The organism is Variovorax sp. PAMC26660 (assembly GCF_014302995.1).
Lineage (GTDB): Bacteria > Pseudomonadota > Gammaproteobacteria > Burkholderiales > Burkholderiaceae_C > Variovorax.
In genome coordinates, this window is the sequence record NZ_CP060295.1 from 6,582,556 (window position 1) to 6,606,593 (window position 24,038).

General features: G+C 67.0%; 24 protein-coding genes. 8 read left to right on the forward strand and 16 right to left on the reverse strand.

The window, feature by feature from the left end:
* Positions 1-19: 19 nt before the first annotated feature.
* On the forward strand, positions 20-553 hold the full coding sequence (locus tag H7F35_RS30900; RefSeq protein WP_187110305.1) for a DUF2844 domain-containing protein: 534 nt from the start codon (positions 20-22) through the stop codon (positions 551-553).
* 137 nt (positions 554-690) lie between these two features.
* Complete coding sequence (locus H7F35_RS30905) at positions 691-1,947, forward strand: DUF3443 family protein (protein WP_187110306.1); 1,257 nt, start codon at positions 691-693, stop codon at positions 1,945-1,947.
* A 9-nt stretch (positions 1,948-1,956) separates the two neighbouring features.
* Here the strand turns inward: H7F35_RS30905 and H7F35_RS30910 are convergent, their stop codons facing one another.
* From H7F35_RS30910 to H7F35_RS30920, 3 genes are read right to left on the reverse strand one after another with little or no spacing between them, the layout of a single operon-like run.
* Positions 1,957-3,129, reverse strand: coding sequence for an NAD(P)/FAD-dependent oxidoreductase (locus H7F35_RS30910; protein WP_187110307.1), 1,173 nt, complete (start codon positions 3,127-3,129; stop codon positions 1,957-1,959).
* A 40-nt stretch (positions 3,130-3,169) separates the two neighbouring features.
* Positions 3,170-4,069 (reverse strand): delta(1)-pyrroline-2-carboxylate reductase family protein, encoded by a 900-nt coding sequence (locus tag H7F35_RS30915; RefSeq protein ID WP_187110308.1) that lies wholly within the window; start codon positions 4,067-4,069, stop codon positions 3,170-3,172.
* A 13-nt stretch (positions 4,070-4,082) separates the two neighbouring features.
* The gene (locus tag H7F35_RS30920; RefSeq protein ID WP_187110309.1) at positions 4,083-5,228 is read right to left on the reverse strand and encodes a branched-chain amino acid ABC transporter substrate-binding protein; all 1,146 of its coding nucleotides are present in this window, start codon (positions 5,226-5,228) and stop codon (positions 4,083-4,085) included.
* Positions 5,229-5,416: 188 nt separating this feature from the next.
* Between H7F35_RS30920 and H7F35_RS30925 the strand changes: the two genes are divergently transcribed.
* Positions 5,417-6,310 carry a LysR substrate-binding domain-containing protein gene (locus H7F35_RS30925; RefSeq protein WP_093240532.1) on the forward strand — a complete coding sequence of 298 codons (894 nt, stop codon included), beginning with the start codon at positions 5,417-5,419 and terminating at the stop codon, positions 6,308-6,310.
* Here H7F35_RS30925 and H7F35_RS30930 read toward each other — a convergent pair.
* Positions 6,307-7,335 (reverse strand): aldo/keto reductase, encoded by a 1,029-nt coding sequence (locus tag H7F35_RS30930; RefSeq protein WP_187110310.1) that lies wholly within the window; start codon positions 7,333-7,335, stop codon positions 6,307-6,309. The two genes, H7F35_RS30925 and H7F35_RS30930, sit on opposite strands and share 4 nt — an antisense overlap.
* Positions 7,336-7,490: 155 nt before the next feature.
* Here H7F35_RS30930 and H7F35_RS30935 point away from each other — a divergent pair, with 155 nt between their 5' ends.
* Positions 7,491-7,943 (forward strand): GNAT family N-acetyltransferase, encoded by a 453-nt coding sequence (locus H7F35_RS30935; RefSeq protein ID WP_187110311.1) that lies wholly within the window; start codon positions 7,491-7,493, stop codon positions 7,941-7,943.
* A 19-nt stretch (positions 7,944-7,962) separates the two neighbouring features.
* On the opposite strand, the gene H7F35_RS30940 is transcribed toward H7F35_RS30935, so the two are convergent.
* Positions 7,963-8,349, reverse strand: coding sequence for an ester cyclase (locus H7F35_RS30940; protein ID WP_187110312.1), 387 nt, complete (start codon positions 8,347-8,349; stop codon positions 7,963-7,965).
* Positions 8,346-8,807: a helix-turn-helix domain-containing protein gene (locus H7F35_RS30945; RefSeq protein WP_187110313.1), complete on the reverse strand. Its 462-nt coding sequence runs from the start codon at positions 8,805-8,807 to the stop codon at positions 8,346-8,348. Before H7F35_RS30945 ends, H7F35_RS30940 begins: the two co-directional genes overlap by 4 nt.
* An 84-nt stretch (positions 8,808-8,891) precedes the next feature.
* On the opposite strand from H7F35_RS30945, the gene H7F35_RS30950 reads away from it, so the two are divergent.
* Entirely contained in the window at positions 8,892-9,755 is an 864-nt protein-coding gene (locus tag H7F35_RS30950; RefSeq protein ID WP_187110314.1) for a class I SAM-dependent methyltransferase, read from the forward strand.
* Positions 9,748-10,257: a DUF2938 domain-containing protein gene (locus H7F35_RS30955; RefSeq protein WP_187110315.1), complete on the forward strand. Its 510-nt coding sequence runs from the start codon at positions 9,748-9,750 to the stop codon at positions 10,255-10,257. Before H7F35_RS30950 ends, H7F35_RS30955 begins: the two co-directional genes overlap by 8 nt.
* A 324-nt stretch (positions 10,258-10,581) precedes the next feature.
* Here H7F35_RS30955 and H7F35_RS30960 read toward each other — a convergent pair whose 3' ends face one another.
* The 3 genes from H7F35_RS30960 to H7F35_RS30970 all read right to left on the reverse strand — a co-directional run bounded on the left by H7F35_RS30960 (position 10,582) and on the right by H7F35_RS30970 (position 15,031).
* On the reverse strand, positions 10,582-12,072 hold the full coding sequence (locus tag H7F35_RS30960) for an MFS transporter (protein WP_187110316.1): 1,491 nt from the start codon (positions 12,070-12,072) through the stop codon (positions 10,582-10,584).
* A 130-nt stretch (positions 12,073-12,202) separates the two neighbouring features.
* Positions 12,203-13,435: an SAM-dependent methyltransferase gene (locus H7F35_RS30965; RefSeq protein WP_187110317.1), complete on the reverse strand. Its 1,233-nt coding sequence runs from the start codon at positions 13,433-13,435 to the stop codon at positions 12,203-12,205.
* Positions 13,436-13,558: 123 nt separating this feature from the next.
* The gene (locus H7F35_RS30970) at positions 13,559-15,031 is read right to left on the reverse strand and encodes an amidase family protein (protein ID WP_222621986.1); all 1,473 of its coding nucleotides are present in this window, start codon (positions 15,029-15,031) and stop codon (positions 13,559-13,561) included.
* A 116-nt stretch (positions 15,032-15,147) separates the two neighbouring features.
* Here H7F35_RS30970 and H7F35_RS30975 point away from each other — a divergent pair, with 116 nt between their 5' ends.
* Positions 15,148-15,957 (forward strand): helix-turn-helix domain-containing protein, encoded by an 810-nt coding sequence (locus tag H7F35_RS30975; protein WP_187110319.1) that lies wholly within the window; start codon positions 15,148-15,150, stop codon positions 15,955-15,957.
* A 12-nt stretch (positions 15,958-15,969) separates the two neighbouring features.
* Here the strand turns inward: H7F35_RS30975 and H7F35_RS30980 are convergent, their stop codons facing one another.
* Together H7F35_RS30980 and H7F35_RS30985 are read right to left on the reverse strand one after the other, a co-directional pair.
* Positions 15,970-16,896 carry a cation diffusion facilitator family transporter gene (locus H7F35_RS30980; RefSeq protein WP_187110320.1) on the reverse strand — a complete coding sequence of 309 codons (927 nt, stop codon included), beginning with the start codon at positions 16,894-16,896 and terminating at the stop codon, positions 15,970-15,972.
* Positions 16,897-16,911: 15 nt separating this feature from the next.
* Positions 16,912-17,904 (reverse strand): AraC family transcriptional regulator, encoded by a 993-nt coding sequence (locus H7F35_RS30985; protein ID WP_187110321.1) that lies wholly within the window; start codon positions 17,902-17,904, stop codon positions 16,912-16,914.
* A gap of 207 nt (positions 17,905-18,111) precedes the next feature.
* Here H7F35_RS30985 and H7F35_RS30990 point away from each other — a divergent pair, with 207 nt between their 5' ends.
* Positions 18,112-19,164 (forward strand): aldo/keto reductase, encoded by a 1,053-nt coding sequence (locus H7F35_RS30990; RefSeq protein WP_187110322.1) that lies wholly within the window; start codon positions 18,112-18,114, stop codon positions 19,162-19,164.
* Here the strand turns inward: H7F35_RS30990 and bioD are convergent.
* The 5 genes from bioD to H7F35_RS31015 all read right to left on the reverse strand — a co-directional run bounded on the left by bioD (position 19,147) and on the right by H7F35_RS31015 (position 24,038).
* Positions 19,147-19,899, reverse strand: coding sequence for a dethiobiotin synthase (gene bioD, locus H7F35_RS30995; protein WP_187110323.1), 753 nt, complete (start codon positions 19,897-19,899; stop codon positions 19,147-19,149). The genes H7F35_RS30990 and bioD overlap by 18 nt on opposite strands.
* Positions 19,896-21,128, reverse strand: coding sequence for an 8-amino-7-oxononanoate synthase (gene bioF / locus H7F35_RS31000; RefSeq protein WP_187110324.1), 1,233 nt, complete (start codon positions 21,126-21,128; stop codon positions 19,896-19,898). The genes bioD and bioF overlap by 4 nt, the downstream gene beginning before the upstream one ends.
* Positions 21,112-22,506, reverse strand: coding sequence for an adenosylmethionine--8-amino-7-oxononanoate transaminase (gene bioA / locus H7F35_RS31005; protein ID WP_187110325.1), 1,395 nt, complete (start codon positions 22,504-22,506; stop codon positions 21,112-21,114). The genes bioF and bioA overlap by 17 nt, the downstream gene beginning before the upstream one ends.
* 340 nt (positions 22,507-22,846) lie before the next feature.
* Positions 22,847-23,713 (reverse strand): NmrA family NAD(P)-binding protein, encoded by an 867-nt coding sequence (locus H7F35_RS31010; protein WP_187110326.1) that lies wholly within the window; start codon positions 23,711-23,713, stop codon positions 22,847-22,849.
* Positions 23,714-23,726: 13 nt separating this feature from the next.
* The gene (locus H7F35_RS31015) at positions 23,727-24,038 is read right to left on the reverse strand and encodes a plasmid stabilization protein (RefSeq protein ID WP_187110327.1); all 312 of its coding nucleotides are present in this window, start codon (positions 24,036-24,038) and stop codon (positions 23,727-23,729) included.

A 24,038-nucleotide genomic window follows, 5' to 3' on the forward strand; every position in this document is an offset into this window, starting at 1 on the left:
TCGTGCCCACAGGCCCGCCTTGCTGGGCGGCCTTGCGCTTGCGCTCGCCGTGGCCGGCATGCCCTCGGCGTTTGCCGAACTGGGGGGCGCCCCGACGCTGAGTGCCGCCAGCGCGCATTCGGTTCAGCGCCTTGCCGCCGGGTCGAACAAGGCCAGCAGCCCGACGGCCAGCACCGAACCCGCAACGGGCGGCAGCGCGCCGGCAGGAACAACGGCAAGCTGGACCACGCGCGAAGTCACGCTGCCAGACGGCCTGATCGAGCGCGAGTACCTGACCGCGGACGGCGTCGTGTTCGCGGTGGCGTGGCGCGGCTCGCACCGGCCTGAACTCTCGGTGTTGCTGGGCACCCAGTACGCCACGCAGATGTCACGGAACGCACGCGCGCTGCGCCTGCAAGGCAGGGGTTCGCACGGCACGACCTCGCAGAAGGACGAGACATTCGCGGTACAGGCCTCCACGCACCAACGCTCTTCGACGGGCGTTGCCTGGTTGCCGCAATTGCTGCCAGCCGGCGTCAGTCCGGATGCGCTGTCGATCCCGCAAGGTTCCTGACCCTCTCAACCCTTCAGTCATCAGCCACCATGCCCATGGAATCACAGCAGGCAAGCAACGAACGCGTGACTGGCGCCAGTGCGCGCGCGAAGGCAATGAGCCCGGGAGCCAGGGCCTGGCTTCTCAGGGCTGCGGTCATGGCTGTATGCGCGGGAAGCCTCGCGGGCCTCGTTGCCTGCGGTGGGGGTGGCGGCGGAGGCGGAGGCGGCCTGCCGATCGGGTTGCTGCCCCCCACGGCGCCAGCAGCAGCGCCTTCGGCCCCGGTGGCAACCTCGCAGAACGCGATGACCGTCACGGTGGGCCGTGGAACGGATTCGAGCGGGGTCAACCTTCCACAGGTCAGCGTGCAGCTTTGCGCTCCGGGAACGGGCAACTGCCAGACGATCAACAACGTACTGATCGACACCGGCTCCACGGGCCTGCGGATCACCGCCGCCGCCATCAGTCCGTCGCTGCTCGCGGCCCTGCCGCGCGAGACGGTGAACAGTGCGCCGCTGAATGCATGCCAGCAGTTCCTCGATGGCTACACGTGGGGAACGATGCGCGTGGCCGACGTCACGCTGGGGCCGAAGTCGGCGGCGGCGCAACCGCTGCAGATCGTGGGCGATACGGCGGCGGGCGGCGCCCCGGCCACATGCTCGGACAACGGGACGCTGGCGGCTGAAAACACCCCCGCCGACCTTGGAACGAACGGCATCATCGGCTTGGCGGCCTTCCTGCACGATTGCGGCGCAGCGTGCGCGCAGCAGGTCGTTTCGGCCACCTACTACACCTGCCCCTCGGGAGGGGCGTGCCAGGGAAGCACAGTGCCCGTCGCGATGCAGGCCCCCAACCTCGTGGCCGCTTTCGCGCAGGACAACAACGGGGTCGTGCTCAGCCTGCCCGCGATCTCGTCGGCAGGCCAGGGCACGACGCTCGGAACGCTCTACTTCGGCGTCGGCACGCAATCCAACAACGCCATGAGCGGCGCGACGGTGCTGCGAACGAACCCGCGCACACTCGCTGTCTCGGCGACCTACAAGAGCGCGAGCTTTCCCGACAGCTTTCTCGACAGCGGCTCGAACTTCTTCTTTCTGAACGATTCCTCGATTGCCCGATGCCCGAGCGTTTCGTTTGCGGGCTTCTATTGCCCTGCGAGTTCATTGGCCCTGTCTGCCAGTTTCACCTCGGCAACGGGATCTTCCTTGAGCCAGAACTTTTCCATCGTGAATGCACAGTCGCTGTTCACGAGCAACCCGGGTGCAGTGGCGGTCGATGATGTGGCCGGCACCGGCATCAACGGCGCCATCGATTTCGGCCTGCCGTTTTTCTACGGCAGGCTGGTGGCCGTGCTCAACGAGGGGCAGACGGCGCTGGGCCAGCCGGGGCCGTTCACGGCGCTGGCGTCGCCCTGAGGACGCCTGCTAGATCACGTTCTTTTCGAGCAGCGGCCGGTTCTCCAGGATGCGGTCGAACGAGACCGCAGAAAGATCGAGGCTGCGGTATTCGCCAAAGCGGATCAGCTCCGCCACGCCCCGCCCCGCCGCCGGGCACTGCTGCAGCCCATGGCCCGAGAAGCCGTTCGCGAAGAACAGGTTGTCGCAGTCGGGATGCAGCCCGAGGATGGCGTTGTGGTCGAACACGTTCATCTCGTAGTAGCCGGCCCAGGCGCCCGTCATGCGGATCGCCTCGAAGGCCGGCACGCGCTCGGCCAGCGCGGGCCAGATGAAGTTGTCGAAGGCCTCGTACTCGACGTCGAGCGGCATGTCGTCGTGGTCTTGCGCTTCGGGCGGTGCAAAGCCGCAGATGAACTGGCGGCCTTCGGGGCGCAGCCAGATGCCGGAGGTGTCGATCACCAGCGGGCAGTCCGGCAGCGTGTCGGGGCACGAGAAGCTGAAAACGCTGCGGCGACGACCGCGCACCGGCAGCGCGATGCCGGCCCATTCGGCGACCTTCGCGGCCCAGGCGCCTCCCGCGTTGACAACGACGTCGGCATCGAGCACCTGGCCGCTGTCGAGTTCCACACCGGTCAGCGTGCGCCCGTTGCGCCGCAAGCCGGTGGCATGCGCCTGCACGTAGCGCGCGCCTTGCGACACAGCCTTCTTGCGAAAGGCTTGCAGCAGGCTGTAGCCGTCGTACCAGCCCTCGCCCGAGAGACCGAGCGATGCGAGCGCGACGCCTTCGGTCGAGATCCACGGGAAGCGCGTCTTCAGTTCATCGGGCGTCATCAGCGCCACGTCGACCGCGTGCGCTTTCTGCATCGCATGGTTCTCGCGCAGCACATCGACGCCGGCCGGTGATGCCAGGTAGAGGTAGCCGGGCTCGACCAGCCCGATGTCGGGCACGTCGTCGCCCACGCGCAAGGTCTGGCCGAGCTTGCGGAAGAAGTCGATGCCATAGAGCGACATCTCGATGTTGATGGCGGTCGAGAACTGCTGGCGGATCGAGCTGGCCGACAGCGCCGACGACGCCTGCTTGTACGAGAAATCTCGCTCGACCACCGTGACCTCGAAGGGCTCCCCTTCCGGGTCCCGGGTCAGGAAGTAGGCGATGGCGGAGCCAATGGCACCGCCGCCGATGATCACCACACGACGCATGAATTGCCTTCCTTGCTGCTGTCCAGCATCACTGCTGATGTCACTGCTGATTTCGGTACGCCAGTTGCGCCGCCGCCAGGTCCCACAGCGCATGGCCCACGGTCTTGACCAGCACCGGCCGGTCGGCCGCCACGGGCGATGCGCTGGCAAAGGCCTGCACAGCGGACCAGTCGACGTCCGCCTGGATCAGGTCGCCCGCTTCGGCGCGCGCGCCCTCCAGCGTATCCACAAACACGGCGCAGCGCCGCACCACCTCGGGCGGCACTTCGGCCATGTCGGCGCGGTAGGCGCCGATGGCGATCACCGTGGCGTCCGGCCGCAGTTGCGACGGCACCACGGGATCGCATGAATTGGTCGTGGCCACGATCACGTCGGCCTCGGCCGCCGCAGCGGCCGGGTCGGTGATTGCACTCGCATCGACACCGCGTGCGCGCATGTGTTGCGCCAGGGCTTCGGAGTGCGCCTGCGACCGGGCATGAACCTGCAGGCGCTGAACGCCCCACACCTCGGCGAATGCCTCGGCATGCGCAAGCGCCTGCACGCCCGCGCCGATCAGCAGCATGCGAGCGCCGCTCCTGCGCCCTGCCCGCATCGCACCAGCGAGCGACAGCGCCGCCGTGCGCCGCGCAGTCAGCACATTGCCGTCCATGCCAAGCAGCCGGTTGCCATCGGCCGCATCCATCAGGGTCACGTCGCCCTGCACCACCGGCAGGCCCTGCGCAGCATTGCCTGCGTGCACGGTCACCGTCTTCAAGACTGCAAAGCGCAGATCGGCCGCGGGCATCAACAGCATGACGCCGCCGGCCGCAAGCGGCACGCAGGTCCGAGGTGCGGCATGCGCCTCGCCCCGGCGTTCGCGCTCGAACATCTGCAGCAGCGCTTCGACCAGCGCACCGTAGGGAAGCGCCGCAGCAGTCTCTGCCGCATTCAGGGTTCGCATCCGGGCGCTTGCGTCAGGAGCCGGCCACGCGAACGCGCTTGCCGTCCTTGTAGGTGAAGACGGTGAAGTCCGGCTTCTGCAGGTTGCCCTTGCCGTCGAAGCTGATGGTGCCGGTCACGCCGTCGAACTTCACCTTGCGCATCGCCGGCAGGTAGGCCTCGGGCTCGACCGAGTTGGCCGCGCGCATGCCGGCGGCCAGCGCCATCATGGCATCGTAGAGGTACGGCGCATAGGTCAGCACCTCGACGCCGTAGCGGGCCTTGTAGCGCTGTTCGAACTCGGCGCCCTTGGGGGTCTTTTCCAGTTCCTTGCCGCCGCGCGTGCAATACAGCAGGCCATCGACGGCGCCCGCGCTGATCTTGGCGACCTCGTTGGTGCACAGCCCATCGGTGCCGAGCAGCTTGGCCGTGATGCCCAACTGCTTCATCTGGCGTGCAATCAGGCCGCCCTGCGCGTCCATGCCGCCGTAGAACACCACGTCGGGCTGTTTGCTCTTGATGGTGGTCAGGATGGCCATGAAGTCGGTGGCCTTGTCGCTGCCGTACTCCTGCGCCACGATGTTGCCGCCCAGCGCCTTCACGCCGCGCGTGAACACTTCGGCGGCGCCCTGGCCGTAGGCGGTGCGGTCGTCGATCACCGCGATGTTCTTCGCCTTCAGGTCTTTCACGGTGAAATTGGCGATGGCGATGCCCACGTCGTCGTCGCTGGCCAGGATGCGAAAGACGTTGTCGTAGCCCTGCTTGGTGAAGGTCGGGTTGGTGGCGGTGGACACGTCGGGCAGGCCCGCACGGCTGTAGACGGCCGAGGCCGGAATGGCCGCGCCCGAGTTGAAGTGGCCCAGCATGCCCTTCACGCCCATGTCGGCCAGCTTGTTGGCGACCACCATGGCCTGCTTGGGGTCGGCCTGGTCGTCTTCGGACTGGAGCACGAACTTGATCTTCTTGCCGCCGATCACAAGGCCCTGCTTGTTCAGGTCTTCGACCGCCAGCCGTGCGCCGTTGTCGTTGTCCTTGCCCCAGTGGGCGGCGCCCCCGGTCAGCGGGCCGGCGTGGCCGATGGTGACGGTCTGCTCGGCCTGCGCCCATACGGCGGCAGGCAGACTCAGGGCGGAAGCGAGCGCAATGCCCAGGGCAGTGCGACGGGTGCACGAAACAATCATCGGAAGTCTCCTCGTATCGTTGGCAGGGGTCGGCACGCAGAATAGAGTCGTGACCGCATGCGGAACAAACGCTAAATACACACAACGTTGTGCGGGCCCGGAAGGAAGCCGGCGCCCGGACACGGTTCTTTGGGAACAGGCACGGCAGGTGCTTTGACAAGAAGACAGAGACAACAGGCAGTGAATCGATGAGAAAAGACATTCCCAATCTCGGCGCGCTCCAGGCCTTCGAGGCTTCGGCGCGGCTGGGGAGCTTCACGCGGGCCGCGACCGAGCTGGCGCTGACGCAAAGCGCGGTCGGGCGGCAGGTGGCCATGCTGGAGCAGCGGCTCGGCGTGCCGCTGTTCTCGCGGGTGCGCCGGCGGCTGACGCTCACCGAGGTGGGGCGCGAGTACGCGGCGCGCATCCGCCGCCACCTCGACCAGATCCGCCGCGACACGCTGGAGATCAGCGCGGGCCACGAGATGGGCTTCGTGCTGGAGCTGGCCGTGGTGCCGACCTTCGCCACGCAGTGGCTGATTCCCCGGCTGCCCGAGTTCAGCCGGCTGCACCCGAACATCACGGTCAACCTGTCGGCGCGCTCGCAGCCCTTCTCCTTCCAGGAAAACGCCTACGACGCGGCCATCTACTTCGGCGACCAGTTCTGGCCCGACACGCGCGGCGGGCTGATCTTTGCCGAGGGCGAGATGGTGCCGGTCTGCAGCCCCGCGTTTCGCGATGCCAACGGGCCGTGGGACGAAGCCGGCTTCGAGCGCTGCCGCCATGTGCACCTGAGCACGCGCGCCCATGCATGGCGCGACTGGTATGCGCAGCAAGGCTGGGACTACACGGTGCACGCCTCGCGCGGGCCGCGCTACGAGCTGTTCACGATGGTGGTGGCGGCCACGGCGGCCGGCATGGGCATCGGCCTGGCGCCGCGCATCCTGATCGAACACGAGCTGCGCGCCGGGGAGCTGGTGATCCCGGTCGATCGGCACCTGGACGTGCGCCAGGGCTACTACTTCGCGTACCCCGAAGGCCGGCCGGCCTCCGGGGCGCTGGAGCACTTCAAGACGTGGGTGCTCGGACTGACGCCTGCTTAAACAGGGTTCGGGTTTCGCTCCAGAAAACCCTGCTGGTGCCAGTACGGATAGGCCCGTGTGGTGGTGCTGGCTGCGTCGAGTTCGGCCACCTGCGCGGGCGTCAGGTTCCAGCCGACGGCGCCGAGGTTCTGCCGCAGTTGCGCTTCGTCACGCGCACCGACCACCACAGTCGACACGGTCGGGCGCTGCAACAGCCAGTTCAGCGCGACCTGCGGCACGGTCTTGCCGGTTTCGGCACCGATTTTTTCCAGCGCGTCGACCACGCGGAACAGCAGTTCGTCAGCCACGGGCGGACCCATGTCGGCCGTCGCGTGCAGGCGGCTGTTGGCGGGCAGCGGCTGTCCGCGGCGGATCTTGCCCGTGAGCCGGCCCCAGCCCAGCGGACTCCAGACCACGGCGCCCACGCCCTGGTCCTTGGCCAGCGGCATCAGCTCCCACTCGTAGTCGCGGCCGACCAGCGAGTAGTAGGCCTGGTGCGCCACATAGCGCGCGTAGCCGTAACGCTCGGCCACCGCCAGCGACTTCATCAGGTGCCAGCCCGAGAAGTTCGAGGCGCCCACATAGCGCAGCTTGCCCGCGCGCACGAGGTCGTCGAGCGTGGACACGGTTTCTTCGACGGGCGTGCTCGCGTCGAAGCCGTGAAGCTGGAACAGGTCGATGTAGTCGGTGCCCAGGCGCTTGAGCGCGGCATCGACCGCCTGCACGAGATGATGGCGCGACGAGCCCACGTCGTTCGCACCCTCGCCGCTGCGGAAGGTGGCCTTGGTCGAGATGATGAGCCGGTCGCGCGGCCTGCCCTTGATGGCTTCGCCGAGCACCGACTCAGCGGCGCCGGCCGAGTAGATGTCGGCGCTGTCGAACATGTTGACGCCAGCGTCGATACAGATGTCGATGAGCTTGCGCGCCTCGGCCACGTCGGTGCTGCCCCAGGCGCTGAAGAACTCGCCCTTGCCGCCGAACGTGCCGGTGCCAAAACTCAACACGGGGACCTTGAGGCCCGATTTACCCAGGTGACGGTATTCCAAAGTGCTACTCCTTCATGCGAACGAACGGATGGGTTTGCGGCAGGCAGATCGGCCTGTCGTCGCAGCCATTGTTGGCCGTGGCGTCGAACCCCCACTGGCGAATGGGCTTTGGGAATGGCGCTAGGTAATATCGGCGCTCCGAAAGAATTCGACCGATGACCATTGCACTCGAACGCCCCGACCAACCCGACGTCGTCCAGCTCATCGACGACCTCGACGCCTACCAGAAGCCGCTGTATCCGCCGGAGAGCCACTACGGCATCGACATTGCAGCGCTGTCTGCGGCCAATGTGCTGTTCGCGGTGGCGCGCGATGAGGCCGGCACGGCGATCGGCTGCGGGGCCATCGTGATGGAGCCCGGCTACGGCGAACTCAAGCGCATGTACGTGCGACCGCAAGACCGGGGGCAAGGCATCGCCGCGAAGGTGCTGGCTTTTGTCGAGGGCGAAGCGATGGCCCGGGGCTGCGCCATGTTCAGGCTGGAGACGGGTGTGAGCCAGCCCGAGGCGCTGTCGTTCTATGCGCGCGCGGGGTATGTGCGACGCGACCGGTTCGGGGCCTATCCGGACGATCCGCTGAGCGTGTTCATGCAGAAAGACGCGGGCTGATTCGACGTCGCCTGTCGCGCTAGAGCTGGGCTTCGATGGTCGCCTTGTCGATGACGGACCATACCTCTGAAATTTTTCCGTCCCGGAATTCGTAGAACACGTTTTCGGTGAAAGCGACTTTCTTTCCGTTCACGTTCAAGCCGAGGAATGTTCCCTTGGGAGAGCAGTTGAACTGCAGTCGACTGGCGATACGGGGCGGATCGGCCACGAGCAACTGGATGTCGAACCGGAGATCCGGGATGTCGCGGAAGTCTTTCTCCAGCATCTCGCGATAGCCCGAGACACCGAGCTTTCGTCCGTTGTGGACCACCTGGTCGTGAACGAAGTTTGCAAGGCTCGGCCAGTCCTGTGCATTCAAGCAGGCGATGTAGCCACGATACGCGGTGGCGAGTTCTGTTCCGGTCATAGGGTGTCCTTCTTCAGGCGGCTTGCGGGGTTCTTGCCGATGCCGGGTCCCCTCTTCTTCCGCGGCGCGCCAATCGCGCCGGAAGCAGCAGCCTTCACGATGCGTCGGAACTTGGGGCATTCCATATGGCTCGGCTCGGGGCAGACCGCGGCGTGCCGCAGCCCGTCGCGCATGGCGCTCAGGTTGCGGATCGTCTTGTCCAACTCGTCGGCCTTGTCCGCCAGCATCTGCCGGTCGATGCGTGGCCGCCCGTCCAACGCGAACATGAGCGCGATCTCGTCCAGCGAAAAACCGGCGGCGCGCCCCAGCGCGATCAGCGCCAACCGCTCCAGCACGCCGGGGTCGAACAGGCGGCGCAGGCCCTGCCTGCCGATCGAGGTGATCAGCCCCTTTTCGTCATAGAACCGCAGCGTCGAGGCAGGAACGCCGGACCGCTGCGACACCTCTGCGATGTCCATGTTTCTTACCCCCTTGACCTCAAGTCGACTTGAAGTTGCACAGTCTAGCTTCCGCCTCTTGAGGGCACGCAATGGAAAACGATCATGACCATCACACACCCGACCGGCGACGAGCAGGCCAAGCTCTGGAACGGCCCCGCCGGCCGCGCCTGGGTCGACACCCAAGCATCGCTCGACCATCTGTTCCAGCCGCTTGAAGACCTGCTGGTCGAAGCGGCTTCTGCCGGAACCGGAGGGCGGGTACTCGACGTCGGTTGCGGCACGGGCGCCACCACGCTCGCCGTCGCCCGGCTTCACAGTGCGAAGAGCCAATGCGTCGGTGTCGACATCTCGGAGCCGATGATCGCCGCCGCCAGAAACCGCGCCGAACGCGAAGGCTCGCCAGCCAGCTTCATCTGCGCCAACGCCCAGACCCACGCGTTCGAGCCCGCAAGCTTCGACATGGTCATTTCGCGCCTGGGCGTCATGTTCTTCGACGATCCCGTCCGCGCCTTCGCAAACCTGCGAAGCGCGGCGCGGGACGGCGCCGAACTCCGGTTCATCGCCTGGCGCAGCGCAGCGGAAAACCCGTTCATGACCACGGCCGAGCGCGCTGCGGCCCCGCTGCTGCCGAACCTTCCCACACGCCGGCCGGGCGCACCCGGCCAGTTCGCCTTCGCCGACCGGGACCGCGTTCAGGCCGTACTGGAAGACGGCGGCTGGGCCGATGTCGACATCCGGCCGATCGATGTGGACTGCACCCTGCCCGAAAACGATTTGCTCGCATACCTGAGCCGGCTCGGCCCCGTCGGGCTGGCTCTGCAAACGTCCGACGCGCAGACGCGCGCACAGGTCATCGAAACGGTTCGCGCCGCCTTCGCCCCTTATGTGCATGGCGATGAAGTCCGCCTGAGCGCAGCGTGCTGGATGGTCAGTGCACGGGCGCCGAAGAAGGCCGTGAATGTCTGAGGCAGCGAACTATCTGGCATGCGCGCTGTTGATCGGAGCGGGTGCGACGGCGGTGATGGACCTCTGGGCCATCGTCCGCAAGCGGCTGTTCGGCCTGCCTTCGCTGGACTACGCGCTGGTCGGCCGCTGGCTCGTCTACATGACGCGTGGGCGCTTTCGCCACACACCCATCGCCGCCTCGGCGCCCGTGAATGGCGAACGCGTGATCGGATGGGCTGCGCACTACGCAATCGGCATTGCGTTCGCGGCCGTGCTGCTTTCAGTCTGGGGACTCGACTGGGCCCACCGCCCGACGCTCGGCCCCGCACTGATCGTCGGCATCGGCAGCGTGGCTGCGCCGTTCCTGGTGATGCAGCCGGGCATGGGCGCAGGCATCGCCGCCAGCCGCACGCCTCGCCCGAACGTCGCGCGTTTTCACAGCGTCGTCACGCACGGCGTTTTCGGCCTTGGCCTTTATGTGGCCGGATGGGTTTCGCGCTTGTTGCTGGGCGCGCCTCATTAGCGCAAGAGCTTGTGCAGGCTCCATGATTCGGGGCACGCTCCCGCCGACACGGTGCTCTTTTTCGCGAATGTCCCCCGCTTCGCTCCTCCTTTATTTCGTGAAAAAGAGCCCCGTATCGACGTGAGCGCTCAGAGCCGTCGTTGATCGCTGGATCACCAGCAGCGCGTCCATGTGCGAATGACGCCGGGTGCTCCCCGCAGCGAAATAAAGGAGGAGCGAAGCGGGGGACATTCGCGGAGGGGAGCTCCCGGTGTCATTCGCACAAGCCCCGAATGAACCCGCACCATACCCAACAGACCACGAACAGCCCCGAGAAAGCCCGGCCTATTTCTGCGTAGCCTCGTCATTGCCCTTGACCGCCTGGCTCTCCAGCCCCTCCTTGGGCAACAGCAACGCCAGCGCCACCACGCCCAGGCTCACGACCAGCATCATCAGGAACGTCAGATGCAGCGAGTTGCTCAGCGCCAGCCGAATGCCCGCATCCCCGGCGGCGGAGCCGTGCACCCCCTGCAACAGCAGACGCAACTGATCGTCGGTGAACATCATCGTGCCGTCGCGACGCGTCAGGCCGAAGTTGAAGACCGCACCGAAGAACGCAGCGCCCAACGCACTGCCGAGGTTGCGCGAGAACACATTCGAGGCCGTGGCGATGCCGCGCTGCGACAGCTCCACGCCCTCCTGGATCAGGATCAGCGAAGCCAGGCTCATCACCCCCATGCCCAGCCCGATGATGAACGAGCCTACGGCGGGCAACACCGGCGAGCTGCCTGCGCCGAGCAATGCAAAGGTCGACGTGCCCAGCGGAATCAACGCCCCGCCGACCACCACCATGCGCCACAGCCCGATGCGATGAAAGGTGCGCGAGGTCAGCGTCGCGCCGATGGGCCAGCCGAGCATCACCATCGTGAGCGTGAGCCCGGCGGTAACCGACGAACGCTGCAGCACCACCTGCACGTACATCGGCAAGAAGGTCGTGATGCCGATCAGCACCATGCCGGCCAGCATCGCCGCGCCGTTGACGGTCGCGATCATCCGTGCGCCCCAGAGCTTCAGCGACACCATCGGGTCGGCCGCGCGGCGCTCTTGCGCGATGAACAGCGCCAGCGTGACGACGAACAGCACGCCCCACGCAAGCGCGACGCCCGAGTTGCCGACGCCGAACTCGGTCAGCGCAATCATCAACGCCGCAATGCCGACGGTGAACAGCACCGCGCCCACCATGTCGATGGACGAACGCCGCACGGTCGGCGCTTCGTGCAGGTAGAACCAGAAGCCCGCCGCTGCGGCCAGCCCGATGGGCACGTTGATCCAGAAGATCCAGCCCCACGAAAGCTTCTGCACGATCAGCGCGCCGATCATCGGACCGACCACCGCCGACACCGCCCAGACGCTGGCGAGGTAGCCCTGCACCTTGCCGCGCTCGCGCGCCGGATACAGGTCGCCGACGATGGTGAGCGACACCGGTTGTATCGCGCCCGCGCCAATGCCCTGGATCAACCTGAAGCAGATCATGGCCGGCATCGACCACGAGAAGCCGGCCAGCACCGAGCCGACGATGAAGATGGCGATGCCTACGAACATGATGGGCTTGCGCCCGTACAGGTCGGACAGCTTGCCGAACACCACCGTCATGGCGGTCTGCGCGAGCAGGAAGGATGCGAACACCCAACTGTAGAGATGCAGGCCGCCGAGTTCGGAGGCGATCTGCGGCATGACGGTCGAGACGATCGTGGCTTCGATGGCGACCATGGCCATGGAAGCCATGATCGATGCGATGACCAGGGGGCGGTTTGTTGTTTTGGTGCTGGCGCTCATGGGGCTTCTTCGGGGCCGGAAAGCGGCCCGCGGACGAAGATGTCCGGCAGGCGCCGAGGTGTTGTTGGCCGCGAGGCCCCGATGCTACCGAGGTGCGCGATTCCGCGCTTGCGCTCAGGCTCTCGCTCGCTCAGCCCGCGTTCAGCGCCGAGGTGCCTTCGTAGATGTAGCGACGCGACCACGGCAGCGTCTTCGCCGCACGGCCCGCCTTGCGCCCGACGATCTGGTAGATCGCCACGTCGTCGTTCTCGAAGGCATAGGCGCAGCCCGCGAGGTAGATGCGCCAGATGCGGAACTTCTCTTCGTCGACCAGCGCGTGGGCCTTGTCGCTGTTGGCCTCGTAGTTGTCGCTCCAAAGGCGCAGTGTCTGCGCGTAGTGGCGGCGTAAATTCTCCACGTCGAAGGCTTCCAGGCCGCCTTGCTGCATGGCCTGCAGCGTCAGGCTGATGTGCGGCAGCTCGCCGTTCGGGAACACATAGCGGTCGATGAAGTCGCCTCCGCCATAAGACACGCCGCCGCCTTCGGGGTCGGACGAGGTGATGCCGTGGTTCATCACCACGCCGTCGTCGGCCAGCAGTTCCTGCACGCGCTTGAAATACGCGGTCAGGTTCTTGCGGCCCACGTGCTCGAACATGCCCACGCTGGTGATGCGGTCGAACTGGCCGGTCACGTCGCGGTAGTCCTGCAGGCGGATCTCGATGCGGTCCTGCAGGCCGGCCGCGCGCACGCGCTCGGTCGCCAGCTCGAACTGGTTCTGCGACAGCGTGACGCCCACGCAGCGCGCGCCGAACTTCTGCGCCGCGCGGATCACCAGTGCGCCCCAGCCGCAGCCGATGTCGAGCAGGGTCTGGCCCGGCTTGAGTTCGATCTTGGTGAGGATGTGGTCTATTTTCTTCAGTTGCGCGGTGGCGAGGTCTTCGTCGCCGTTCTCGAAGTAGGCGCACGAATAGACCATGTTCGGATCGAGCCACAGTTGGTAGAACTCGTTCGATACGTCGTAGTGGTACTCGATGGCTTTCTTGTCCGACGACTTGGTGTGCGTGAAGTAGCGCGCCATGTTCTGCAGCGCGCCGCCGGGCTTGTCGATCGATGTCTTGGCCAGCCCGTAGGCGATGTCGATGACGTCGCTGAGCTTGCCTTCGATGTCGATCTTGCTCTTGACGTAAGCCTCGCCCAGGTTGTCGAGCGTAGGCTGCAGCATCAGCGACAGCGCAGCCGGCGACTTGACATGCAGCGTGACCGAAGGCCCGCTGAAGGTGCCGAAGTCATAGGACTGGCCGTCCCACAAGGTCAGTCGCGCAGGCAGGTTGGCGCGAGCGCGAACTGCGGCGCACCACTGCGCCAGCTTCTTTTCCCAAAGCATGCAATTTCTCCATGTTGTTAGGTTGCCCCGACCCCATGGGCCGGGCTGCTGCAGCGAACAAAACGATAGCGAGATTTTGTAAAACTTGCATGGTGTGGACAACGCAGGAAATCGCAGTAAGTGCTACAAGGCTCCCGGCTTGCGTTGCACCCAGGGCGCGGCGCGCTCCAGCTCGAAGGCCAGGCCGAACAGCGTGGATTCATTGCCCATGCGTGCCGCGAACTGGCTGCCGATGGGCAAGCCCGATGCACCCTGGGCGAGCGGCACCGACATCGCGGGCGTGCCTGCCACGTTGTGCATCGGTGTGTACGACACGTAGGTCATGAGCCGCTCGTACATCTGCGCACCGGGCACGTCAGGGCCGAGGAAACCCAATGCTGGTGGCTCTTCATGAAGCACCGGTGTCAACATCACGTCGACGGTCTGGAAGAAGGCATCGAAGCGCCGCGAGAGTTCCGCGAAATACACGCCGGCCTTCGCGCCGGCATCGGCGGGTTGCCTGCGGAAATGCGCGCTGAGGTACAGCGTCCAGGGCTCCAGCATGTCTTCGGCTCGCAGGCCCTGCGTCTCGGCCATGCGCCGCATGCGATCGGCACCGCTGCTCCACGCCACCATGAAATGCGTGAAGAACTCTTCGCCGTTCACGGGCAGGCGCACTGGTTCGACATGGTGGCCGATGCCCGCGCAGAGCCTTGCGCTTTCTTCGAGCGCCGAGCGCACGGAAGGCGCGGCCTGCTGCCCGAACACATTGGCGGTCGAGAAGCCGATCTTCAGCCGCCGTGCGCCCAGCGGGTCGAGCACCGGTGCGGGCTTCAGCGGTGCCTGCGCATCTTGCCGCTGGTTCCATGCGAACAGGCGTGCGCTGTCGCGCACAGAGCGGCTCACACAATGCTCCACGCCCGAATCGGTGGCGCGCGAGCCGACCATGCGGCTGCGGCTCGGCTTGAGCCCGAAGAGGCCGCAGCACGACGCGGGAATGCGGATCGAACCACCGCCGTCGCTCGCATGCGCGATCGGCACCATGCCCGAAGCCACTGCAACGGCGGCACCGCCGGACGAGCCACCGGAAGACCGCGCCGTGTCCCACGGGTTGCGCGAAGGCCCGAACAGCACCGGCTCGGTGGAGCCATTGAGCGCGAACTCCGGCGTGTTGGTCTTGCCCACGATCACAAGGCCCGCCGCCACGGAGCGCGTGACGATCTCGCTGGTGTCCTGCGAGATGTTGCGCGCGAACAGCCGCGAGCCCGACGTGCGGCGCGTGCCCTGCAGGTCCAGCATGTCCTTGATGGCATAGGGCACGCCCTGGAACGGCCCTGCCGGCAGCTGCGAACGAGCCTCGCCGCGCGCACGCTCGTACAGCGGCGTCACGATGGCATTGAGCCGGGGGTTCAGTGCCTCGATGCGCACGATCGCGGCTTCGAGCAGTTCGCCGGGCGTGACCTCGCGGCGCTGCACCAGTTCGGCCTGCGCGGTGGCATCCAGGCCTGCGAAATCGTCGCGCCGCGCGGCCACCGGGCGATCGAAGGCGGCGCAGCCGGCCAGGGTGGTGCCGCCGAGGCTGGCGCCGGCGCCTAGAAGAAGTTGTCGTCTGTCCACGGTGAATGGGCTCCTGATGAATGGAGTCGCATTGTTTTTGTGACCTGCGTCCAAGGCTTGTATCTGTGCGCCACGGGCCATCACTAGAATCCCGCCCACATCTCCTCCCCAAGACCATGACGCACTGGAAAAGCTATCACCTGCTCGGCGAATCCTTTGCCGACACGGACGATGCCCCGGCCTTGCTGTTCCGCTGGTCGGTCGAGCGCGTGGTCGATGGCCTCACCGACCACGATGTCTATTCGCAGGCCGTTGCGCGGGCCGCCACGCGGCAAGGAGCCATGCAGCGCGCGGAGCGGCGCATGCTGCAGCTCATGGCCCTCGATGCGAACCCTGTCGCAGAACTGATGCGCACGGCCCGCGATGCATCCGCCTTCCAGATGCGATGGAACGGCTTCAACCGCATGGCGCCACTGGGCGTGGAAACGCTGGTCTCCTGCGATGCCGGCCTTCGCCTGCAACGCGAGACGCGCGCCGCCGGGCTGCACGACGAAATGCGCGAACAGGCGGGCGCGATCTGCGTGTCGCACCTCATGGCCGACAACAGCCCGCTGCGCCAACGCCACGACGAGATCAGGCCGCTCGCACGGCACTTCGGCGAACTCGGCTATGCAAACGCCGCGTTGCGAGACAGCGTCGACAGCCTGTATGCCGACCCCTTCGCCGAACTGGACCAATGTGCCGGCGCGGTAGGCGCTTCACGCCGCACGCTGCAGCGCGCCTTCACGCAGGCCGGCCTGAGCTTTCGCCTGCTGCGCCAGGCCGTGCGCCTGACCCTCGCAAGCCATGCGATGTGCAGCAGCAAGGGCGGCGAATCGCTCACCGCCATCGCTCATGCCTCGGGCTTCTTCGATTCGGCGCACCTGGTGCACGCGTGGAAGCAGTCCTGCGGCCTCACGCCTTCGCAGTACCGCTCGCTTTGCTGAACGTGCCGTTGTTCAGGGCACGGCGGGCGTGTCGGCGGCCGGCGCATCGCTCGCCTCGACAAAGATGCGCTTGATCATCGGGAAACGCGCGCGCACCTGCTTCTCGATGGCGGCGATGGCATCGGCTGCATCGCCGGTGGGCGTGTCGTCCTTGAAGTTCACGTCGACGATCACGAGCACTTCGTCGGGGCCGATGTACATCGACAGCACATGGCCCACGTTCTCCACGCTGGGTTGCTCCATCGCCATGCTGCGGATGGCGCGCGCCGTCTCGGGGCGAATGCCCTCGCCGATCAACAACCCGCGCGCCTGGCTGATGAGAAACACGGCCACGCCGGCCAGCAGCACGCCGATGACCACCGAGGCCACGCCGTCGAGCGCCGGCATGTCGAGGCTGTGGCTGAAGTAGATGCCCAGCGCGGCCACCGCCAACCCGACCAGTGCGGCCGAATCTTCGGCCAGCACGGTGTAGGTGGTCGGGTCCTTGCTGCGGTCCAGCGCCTGCCAGAACGGCATGCCGCGTGACTGGGCGCGGAATTCCCTGAGCGCGATGGCAAAGCTCACGCCCTCGAACAGCGCCGCCGCCGCGAGCACGATGTAGTTCCAGGTGGGGTCGCGCATCGGCTCCGGGTGGCGGATGTGCTGGATGCCTTCGTAGAAAGACACGCCACCGCCCAGCCCGAAGATCAGCACCGCGACGATCAGGCTCCAGAAGTACAGCTCCTTGCCGTGGCCGAACGGATGCTCGACGGTCGCGGGCCGTTTGCTCAGGCGCAAGCCGACCAGCAGAAGGATGCCGTTGAAGGTATCGACCGCCGAGTGGATGCCCTCGGACAGCATCGCCGAGCTGCCCGTGACGCCCGCCACGACGAACTTGGTGGCCGCGATCGCCACGTTGGCGCCAATGGCGCCGTAGATGGCAACCTTGGATTCAGCCATGGGCGGCCGTTGCGCTCAGGCCGCTTCCATCGACTCGGCACCCAATGCGTCGTTGCCGGCCTCGCCGAGCCAGCGGCGCTTGTCGCGCAACGGCGGCGCGCCGAACATGCGGCCGTACTCGCGCGCGAACTGCGAGGGGCTTTCGTAGCCCACGTTGTGCGCGGCGGAGGCCACGTCGGCGCCGGTCAGCAGCATCTGGCGGCGTGCTTCCTGCAGGCGCAGTTGCTTTTGGTACTGCAGCGGGCTCATCGCGGTGACGGCCTTGAAGTGGTGATGGAACGACGACACGCTCATGTGCACCGCGCGCGCCATGTCTTCCACCCGCAGCGACTGCGCATAGTTGACGCGCAGCGCGCTGATGGCCTTGGTGATGCGCTGCGTGTGGCTGTCCTGCAGCGCAATCTGCCGCAGCCGCGCGCCCTCGCCGTTGACCAGCAGGCGGTACATGATCTCGCGCTTGATGAGCGGCGCGACGATCGGCACGTCTTCCGGTGTGTCGAGCAGCCGCAGCAGGCGCAGCACCGGCTCCAGCACCGGCATCGCGATGCGGTTGACGTACATGCCGCGCGAGGCCGGCGCGTTGGCCTTGGCGGGCAGCTTCTCGTCGCCGATGAGTTCGCCGATTTCGTCGACCGCCAGTTCCAGCCGCAAGCCCAAGTAGGGCTGGTTGTCGCTTGTCAGCCGCACATGGCCGCACACCGGCAGGTCGACCGAGGTCACCAGGTAGTGCATCGGGTCGTACACGTAGATGTCGTCGCCCACGATGATGCGCTTGGAGCCTTGCGCGATCAGGCCGAGTGCCGGGCTTGCGAAGCCGTGCTTGGGGCCATCGGGCTTGCTGATGCAGTACACCTGCAGGCCGGGTACGGCGGTGATGATGGTGCCGTCCTGCCCGCGCGTGATGTGGTTGATCAACTGCACCAGTTCCTTCCTGGCTTCGTCGAGTTCGGGCTCCAGCGGCATCGGTGCGGCGATGACAGCGGAGATTTCAGGTGTTTCGTCGGACATGTTCAGGGCCTTGTCACGGTGGGCGCCACGGAATGGCCGCCATGGAGGATCGAGTGGTTTGCAGCTTAGCGCTCCGCCCGCGAAATGGCACGCCCCGGCGGGGTGGTCTGGAGAAATAGGCAAAGACTTTGCAGGAACGCGCTCGCCTGCGCCGGGGAGGCGGCGGGATACTTTGGCGGCTCGCCTCCCAACGCAAAGGATTTCTCCATGCAATACCGCAAATTCGGTCGTACCGGCCTTCTGGTGTCTGAACTGTGCCTCGGCACCATGACCTTCGGCGGCTCCTCCGGCATCTGGGGCCAGATCGGCAACCTGCAGCAGTCCGAAGCCGAAGGCCTGATTGGCCGGGCAGTGGACGCCGGCATCAACTTCATCGACACGGCGGACGTGTACTCCGAAGGCCAGTCTGAAGTCATCACCGGCCAGGCACTGAAAAACCTCAAGCTGCCGCGCGACAGCTTCGTGCTGGCCACCAAGGTGCTGGGCGAGACCGGCAGCAAGGGCGTCAACTCCGCCGGCGCCTCGCGTTTTCACATCATGGACGGCGTCAAGGCCAGCCTGAAGCGGCTGCAGCTCGATCACATCGACCTGTACCAGATCCACGGCTTCGACCCGCTCACACCCATCGAGGAAACCGTGCGCGCGCTGGACAACCTCGTGCAGCAAGGCCATGTGCGCTACGTGGGCGTGTCGAACTGGGCCGCCTGGCAGATCACCAAAGCACTGGGCATTGCCGAGCGCCACGGCCTCGCGCGCTTCGAGTCGCTGCAGGCCTACTACACCATCGCGGGGCGCGACCTCGAGCGCGAACTGGCGCCGATGATGCGCAGCGAGAACGTCGGCCTGATGGTCTGGAGCCCGCTGGCCGGTGGCCTGCTGAGCGGCAAGTTCGGGCGCGACACCGAAGTGGAAAAAGGCAGCCGCCGCGCCAGCTTCGACTTTCCGCCGGTGAACGTCGAGCGCGCCTACGACTGCATCGACGCGATGCGCGTGCTGGCCGATGCCCGCAAGGTCTCGGTCGCGCAGATCGCGCTGGCGTGGCTGCTGCACCAGCAGGTGGTAACCAGCGTGATCATCGGCGCCAAGCGCGTCGAGCAACTGGACGACAACATCGCGGCCACGGCCATCAAGCTCAGTGCCGACGAACTGGCCACGCTCGACAAGGCGAGCGCGCTGCCGGCCGAATACCCGGGCTGGATGCTGGAGCGCCAGGGCGGCGTTCGTGGCAAGCGCCTGGCCGAGTCAGGCCAGCGCGGCTGAGGCTTCTTCCTCGTACGGCTGCGCTGCGGATCGGCGCGCGGCGTGGGCCGCCGTCGCGCGCAGCGCACGCAGGTCGATGTGGCGGGCCGCAGCCGCTGCATCGGGCGATGCGAGGTGCGGCACCACGCCCAGCAGCGGCGCACCGAGGCGTGCGCGCAGGGTCTGCAGATTGGCCTCGGGCGCCAGCATCGATGGATCGACCGCGCTCGCGACCCAGCCTGCCAGCGTGAGGCCGCGCGCGCGGATCGCTTCCGCGCTGAGCAACGCATGGCTGAGGCAACCCAGCCGCAGCCCGACCACGAGGATCACGGGCAGGCCCAGTGCGGTGGCGAGGTCGGCGCTGTCTAGGTCGTCGCCGAAGGGCACGCAGAAGCCACCGACGCCTTCGACCACGACCGCATCGGCGCGTTGCGCCAGTGCCTCGAAGGCCGACTGCAATACCGGCAGTTCGATCCGCACGCCCTCTTCCCGCGCGGCGAGGTGCGGCGACATCGGTGCGCGCAGCCCGTAGGGGCAACGCAACGACAGCGGCGCATTGACGTTGCCGGCCGCTTGCAGTTGCACCACGTCTTCGTTCTGCCAGATGCCATCGATCATTTCGACGCCGGCCGCGACAGGCTTCATGCCGACTGCACGCAGACCCGACGACGCCAGCAGATGCAGCATCGCGCTGCTGACCAGCGTTTTTCCGATGCTGGTGTCGGTGCCGGTGACGAACCAGTGGCGGCGCGTCATGCCGCCTCCTGACAAGGCTGTGCAAGGGCCGCGCCCAACGCATCGACCAACCGTTCGACATCGGCTTCGCTGTGGCTGGCCGACAGCGCGATGCGCAGCCGCGCCGTGCCGGCCGGCACCGTCGGCGGACGGATCGCACCGACACGCAAGCCGCGCGCATCGAGCTGCGCCATCGTCCGCATCGCACGCGCGTTGTCGCCGACGATCAGCGGCTGGATCGCGGTGGGCGATTCGGGCAGCCATGCGCTGCCGTCTGCGGGCAGGACTGTGTTCACCCCTTCGCGCAACTGGGCGATGCGGGTCTGTAGCGAGGCACGGCGAGCCATGCCCTCCTCGCCCTCGATCAGCGTCAGGCTGGCGAGCAGTGCATGCGCCACCGCCGGCGGCGCGGCCGTGGTGAAGATGTAGGGGCGAGCGCGCTGCACGAGGTAGTCGATGACAGTGCGGTGCGCCGCCACGAAAGCGCCCGACACACCCGCCGCCTTGCCCAGCGTGCCGATGAGCACAAGCCGCTCTGAATGCAGGCCCAGGGCCTGCACGACGCCACGGCCCGTGTCGCCCAGCACGCCGAAGCCGTGCGCGTCGTCCAGCACCAGCCAGGCGTCGTGCCGCTCGGCCAGTGCGAGCAACTGCACCACGGGCGCGAGGTGGCCGTCCATGCTGAACACCGCGTCGCTCACGATCAGCTTGACCGGTGCATCGCAGGCGCCCAGCATGGCGTCGAGCGCGTCGATGTCGCAATGCGGGTAGCGCTCGACGCGTGCCTTCGCCAGCCGGGCTCCGTCGATCAGCGAAGCATGGTTGAGCGCCTCCGAGAAGATCACCGCCTGCGCGCCGCCGAGCGCCGACAGCACCGCGAGGTTGGCCATGTAGCCGGTGCAGAAGAACAGGCTCTGCGCCTCGGGAATGAAGGGCGCCATCCAGTCGGCCAGCCGCTCTTCGAGCTGCGCATGCGCGCGCGAGTGGCCCAGGATCAGGTGCGAACCGCCGCTGCCCGTGCCATAGCGCGCCGCGCCTTCAGCCCAGGCGGCCGCCAATGCGGAATGCGCGGCCAGCCCGAGGTAGTCGTTGCTGCTGAAGCCCAGCATGGTGCGCGGCGCTGTGGCGCCGGCCAGCGTGAGTGACTGTTCGGGCGCGCAGGCCGTCTCGGCGATCTGGCGGCGGCGGCGCAGCGACTGTGTGTCGAGTGCGGCGATCTCTTCCTGCAGGCGTTCAAGCAAGCGCGACATCGCGGCCTCCTTCTGCGTGGTCAGCAGCAGAAACATCCGCCAGCGTGGCGAGCGTGCCATCGACCAGCCGGTCGATCTCGCTGTCGCCGATCACGTAGGGCGGCATCAGGTAGACGGTGGCGCCGATGGGCCGCATCAGCAGCCCGTTCGCACGCGCCGCAAGGTGAAAACGCTCGGCGAAGCGCGCTCCGGGCTCGCGCACGTCGAAGGCCGTGATCATTCCGCGCTGCCGCAGGTGATCGACCGGCTGGCCGGCCAGCCCTGCGCGCAGCCGCTGCAGCAGCCGGTCGGCGCGCTCGCGGTTGCGGCGCAATGCGTCCTCGCGCTCGAACAGGTCCAGCGTGGCAAGCGCAGCCCGGCAGGCCAGCGCATTGCCGGTGTACGAATGCGAATGCAGGAAGCTGCGCGCCACGTCGTCGTCCACGAAGCTGTCGTAGATGGCGTCGCGCGTCATCACCAGCGCCAGCGGCAGGTAGCCGCCGCTGATGCCTTTGGACAGGCACAGGAAGTCGGGCCAGATGCCGGCCTGTTCGCTCGCGAAGAAAGTGCCGGTGCGCCCGCAGCCGACTGCTATCTCGTCAGCGATGAGGTGCATGTCGTAGCGGTCGCACAGGGCGCGCACCAGCCGCAGGTACGCGGGGTCATGCATCGCCATGCCGGTGGCGCACTGCACCAGCGGCTCGACGATCACAGCGGCGATGGTGTCGTGCTGTTGAGCCAGCAGGGCTTCGAGTTCAGCGGCGGCGCGGCGAGCGACGGCGGTGGCGTCTTCGCCGGGCCGCGCGTTGCGCGCGTCGGGCGACGCGACCAGATGGGCGTTGGCGAGCAGCGGCGCATAGGCGTCGCGGAACACCGGCACGTCAGTCACATGCAAGGCCCCCAGCGTCTCGCCGTGGTAGCCCTGCTTCAGCGCCACGAAGCGCTGCTTGCCGCTGCGGCCGGCGTTGCGCCAGGCATGGAAGCTCATCTTCAGCGCGATCTCCACGGCCGAGGCGCCGTCGGATGCATAGAAGCAATGGCCCAGCGCGTGCCCCGTCAGCGCAGACAGGCGCTCGGCCAGCTCCACTGCCGGCGCATGCGTGCAACCCGCGAGCATCACGTGCGCGAAGGTGTCGAGCTGATTCTTCAGCGCCGCGTTGATGGCCGGATGCGCGTGGCCGAAAAGGTTGACCCACCACGAACTGGTGGCGTCCATGTAGCGGCCGCCCTCATGGTCGAAGAGCCAGACGCCCTCGCCGCGCGCGATGGGCAATGGCGGCGCCACGTCGAGGCGGATGCTCTGGGTGCACGGGTGCCACACGTGACGCCGGCTGCGTTGCTGCCAACCGGCATTGCCGGCTGGCGTGCAGATGAGGGGAAAAGCAGTCGATGGAGGCACCCGCGCGTTCCTTTCTTGTTCGGAAAAAGCTCTGCCCGTCGAGAGGAACGAGGGGCAAGGCGCGGGATCGTATCGACGCTGAAGCGGCACGGCAAACCTGCTTTTCGTGCGCGGGATGGGAGGTGGTTGAGCGACGTTCAGCCGCATAGAAGGTACGTTCAGCGCAATGTCGCGCAACGCGGTGGCTTCGTGCATCCGGCGCTTGGGCAGCCGCGCTTGCAAGTTGTCCGGCTGCCACCAAAGATGGCCCGCGAATGTCCGGTTCTCGCGGCCCCACGGCCTCGGCTGCACCTTTCGGACACGCGTTGTGGCCGATTTCAACGATCGGCCAAGCGCCGGCTCAGGCGCTGCTCTTGTTCACCAATGCGTTGATGTATTCGTTCAGCGAGATGACACCACGCTCGGGCTTGTCGGGCAGCTCGTACTTCTCTTCGAGCGTGATGCGGGTCATGGCGACATAGGACTTCGCAGCCGCGTCCGAGAAACCCAGCGACTTGAATGCCTGCTCCCACTGCGCGGGCGGCGTTTCCACCACCGCCACCGGGCGCTGCAGCGCGGCCGAGAAAGCCGCCGCGACATCGGCCGCCGAATAGCGCTGCGGCCCTTCGACATAGTGCGGCCCCGACGGCGCGGGCGATCCGAGCATGAGCTTCGCCGCGAACTCGCCCAGGTCGTGCGGCGCGACCATCGGCAGCTTGAAGTCGCGCGGGTACATGCTGTAGACCTTGCCCTCTTCGCGCGCGGTCTTCAGCGAGGTGTCCCAGTTGCTCATGTAGTAGGCCGCGCGCAGAGCGCTGAACGGCACGGGGCCGGCACCGAGTGCCTGCTCCATCTCGTACAGCACGCCCAGGTCGCCCACGGCGCTACCGGGTTGCGCGCCGTAGGTGGACTCGCCAACGATCTTTTCCAGCGCGCAGCCCTCGAGCGCGGCGACGATGGCGCGCAGGCTCTTGCGCTCCTCGGCCACGGTGTCGGTCGACGGCGCGGCCGGCGGGTTGAGCACGAAGAGCCGCGTGCCGCCCTGGATCACGCGGTTCAGGGCGAGCGTGTCGAACACGTCGACCTGGGCGACGCGCGCGCCCTTGTTCTGCAATGCCTGGGTCTTGCGGGCATCGCGCGTGACCACGGTGACCGGCTGGTTCTGGGCCAGCAGGGTTTGCGCAAGTGCCGCGCCGACGTGGCCCGTCGCGCCAAGAATGATGTGCATGGGAGCCCTTTGTTCAGGCGCGCTTTTCAGCATTGCGCTTGCGTGTGGCGGCGGCCTTCTTCGCGGAAGCCGACCGCTCGGCGGCGGTGCGGTGCGCAGCAGCAGCGCCACCGAGACGACCACCCTTGCGTGCCGGTGCATGGTTCTCGGCCTTGCCGCGCCCGGAGCCGCTCTTCTTGCCGCCACCGGTCTCCGCGTTCACCGTGGCCCAGGCGCGGCGTTCGGCCTCGCCCTTGCCGACGCCACGGTGCTCGTAGCCGTCCTCGATGTGCTCGGCCTGCCGCTTCTGCTTGTCCGTGTAGGACGACTTGTCGCCTCTTGGCAT

Bases quoted from the DNA above. Each gene is read 5' to 3' on its own strand.
- H7F35_RS30945 (WP_187110313.1), bottom strand. From the start codon at position 8,807: ATGGACATCGCAGAGGTGTCGCAGCGGTCCGGCGTTCCTGCCTCGACG.
- H7F35_RS30975 (WP_187110319.1), top strand. From the start codon at position 15,148: ATGACGCACTGGAAAAGCTATCACCTGCTCGGCGAATCCTTTGCCGAC.
- H7F35_RS30940 (WP_187110312.1), bottom strand. From the start codon at position 8,349: ATGACCGGAACAGAACTCGCCACCGCGTATCGTGGCTACATCGCCTGC.
- H7F35_RS30920 (WP_187110309.1), bottom strand. From the start codon at position 5,228: ATGATTGTTTCGTGCACCCGTCGCACTGCCCTGGGCATTGCGCTCGCT.
- H7F35_RS30935 (WP_187110311.1), top strand. From the start codon at position 7,491: ATGACCATTGCACTCGAACGCCCCGACCAACCCGACGTCGTCCAGCTC.
- H7F35_RS30915 (WP_187110308.1), bottom strand. From the start codon at position 4,069: ATGCGAACCCTGAATGCGGCAGAGACTGCTGCGGCGCTTCCCTACGGT.
- H7F35_RS30925 (WP_093240532.1), top strand. From the start codon at position 5,417: ATGAGAAAAGACATTCCCAATCTCGGCGCGCTCCAGGCCTTCGAGGCT.
- H7F35_RS30965 (WP_187110317.1), bottom strand. From the start codon at position 13,435: ATGCTTTGGGAAAAGAAGCTGGCGCAGTGGTGCGCCGCAGTTCGCGCT.
- H7F35_RS30955 (WP_187110315.1), top strand. From the start codon at position 9,748: ATGTCTGAGGCAGCGAACTATCTGGCATGCGCGCTGTTGATCGGAGCG.
- H7F35_RS31015 (WP_187110327.1), bottom strand. From the start codon at position 24,038: ATGCCAAGAGGCGACAAGTCGTCCTACACGGACAAGCAGAAGCGGCAG.
- H7F35_RS30985 (WP_187110321.1), bottom strand. From the start codon at position 17,904: ATGTCCGACGAAACACCTGAAATCTCCGCTGTCATCGCCGCACCGATG.
- H7F35_RS30960 (WP_187110316.1), bottom strand. From the start codon at position 12,072: ATGAGCGCCAGCACCAAAACAACAAACCGCCCCCTGGTCATCGCATCG.
- H7F35_RS30910 (WP_187110307.1), bottom strand. From the start codon at position 3,129: ATGCGTCGTGTGGTGATCATCGGCGGCGGTGCCATTGGCTCCGCCATC.
- bioD (WP_187110323.1), bottom strand. From the start codon at position 19,899: ATGACGCGCCGCCACTGGTTCGTCACCGGCACCGACACCAGCATCGGA.
- bioF (WP_187110324.1), bottom strand. From the start codon at position 21,128: ATGTCGCGCTTGCTTGAACGCCTGCAGGAAGAGATCGCCGCACTCGAC.
- H7F35_RS30980 (WP_187110320.1), bottom strand. From the start codon at position 16,896: ATGGCTGAATCCAAGGTTGCCATCTACGGCGCCATTGGCGCCAACGTG.
- H7F35_RS30905 (WP_187110306.1), top strand. From the start codon at position 691: ATGGCTGTATGCGCGGGAAGCCTCGCGGGCCTCGTTGCCTGCGGTGGG.
- H7F35_RS30990 (WP_187110322.1), top strand. From the start codon at position 18,112: ATGCAATACCGCAAATTCGGTCGTACCGGCCTTCTGGTGTCTGAACTG.
- H7F35_RS30950 (WP_187110314.1), top strand. From the start codon at position 8,892: ATGACCATCACACACCCGACCGGCGACGAGCAGGCCAAGCTCTGGAAC.
- H7F35_RS31010 (WP_187110326.1), bottom strand. From the start codon at position 23,713: ATGCACATCATTCTTGGCGCGACGGGCCACGTCGGCGCGGCACTTGCG.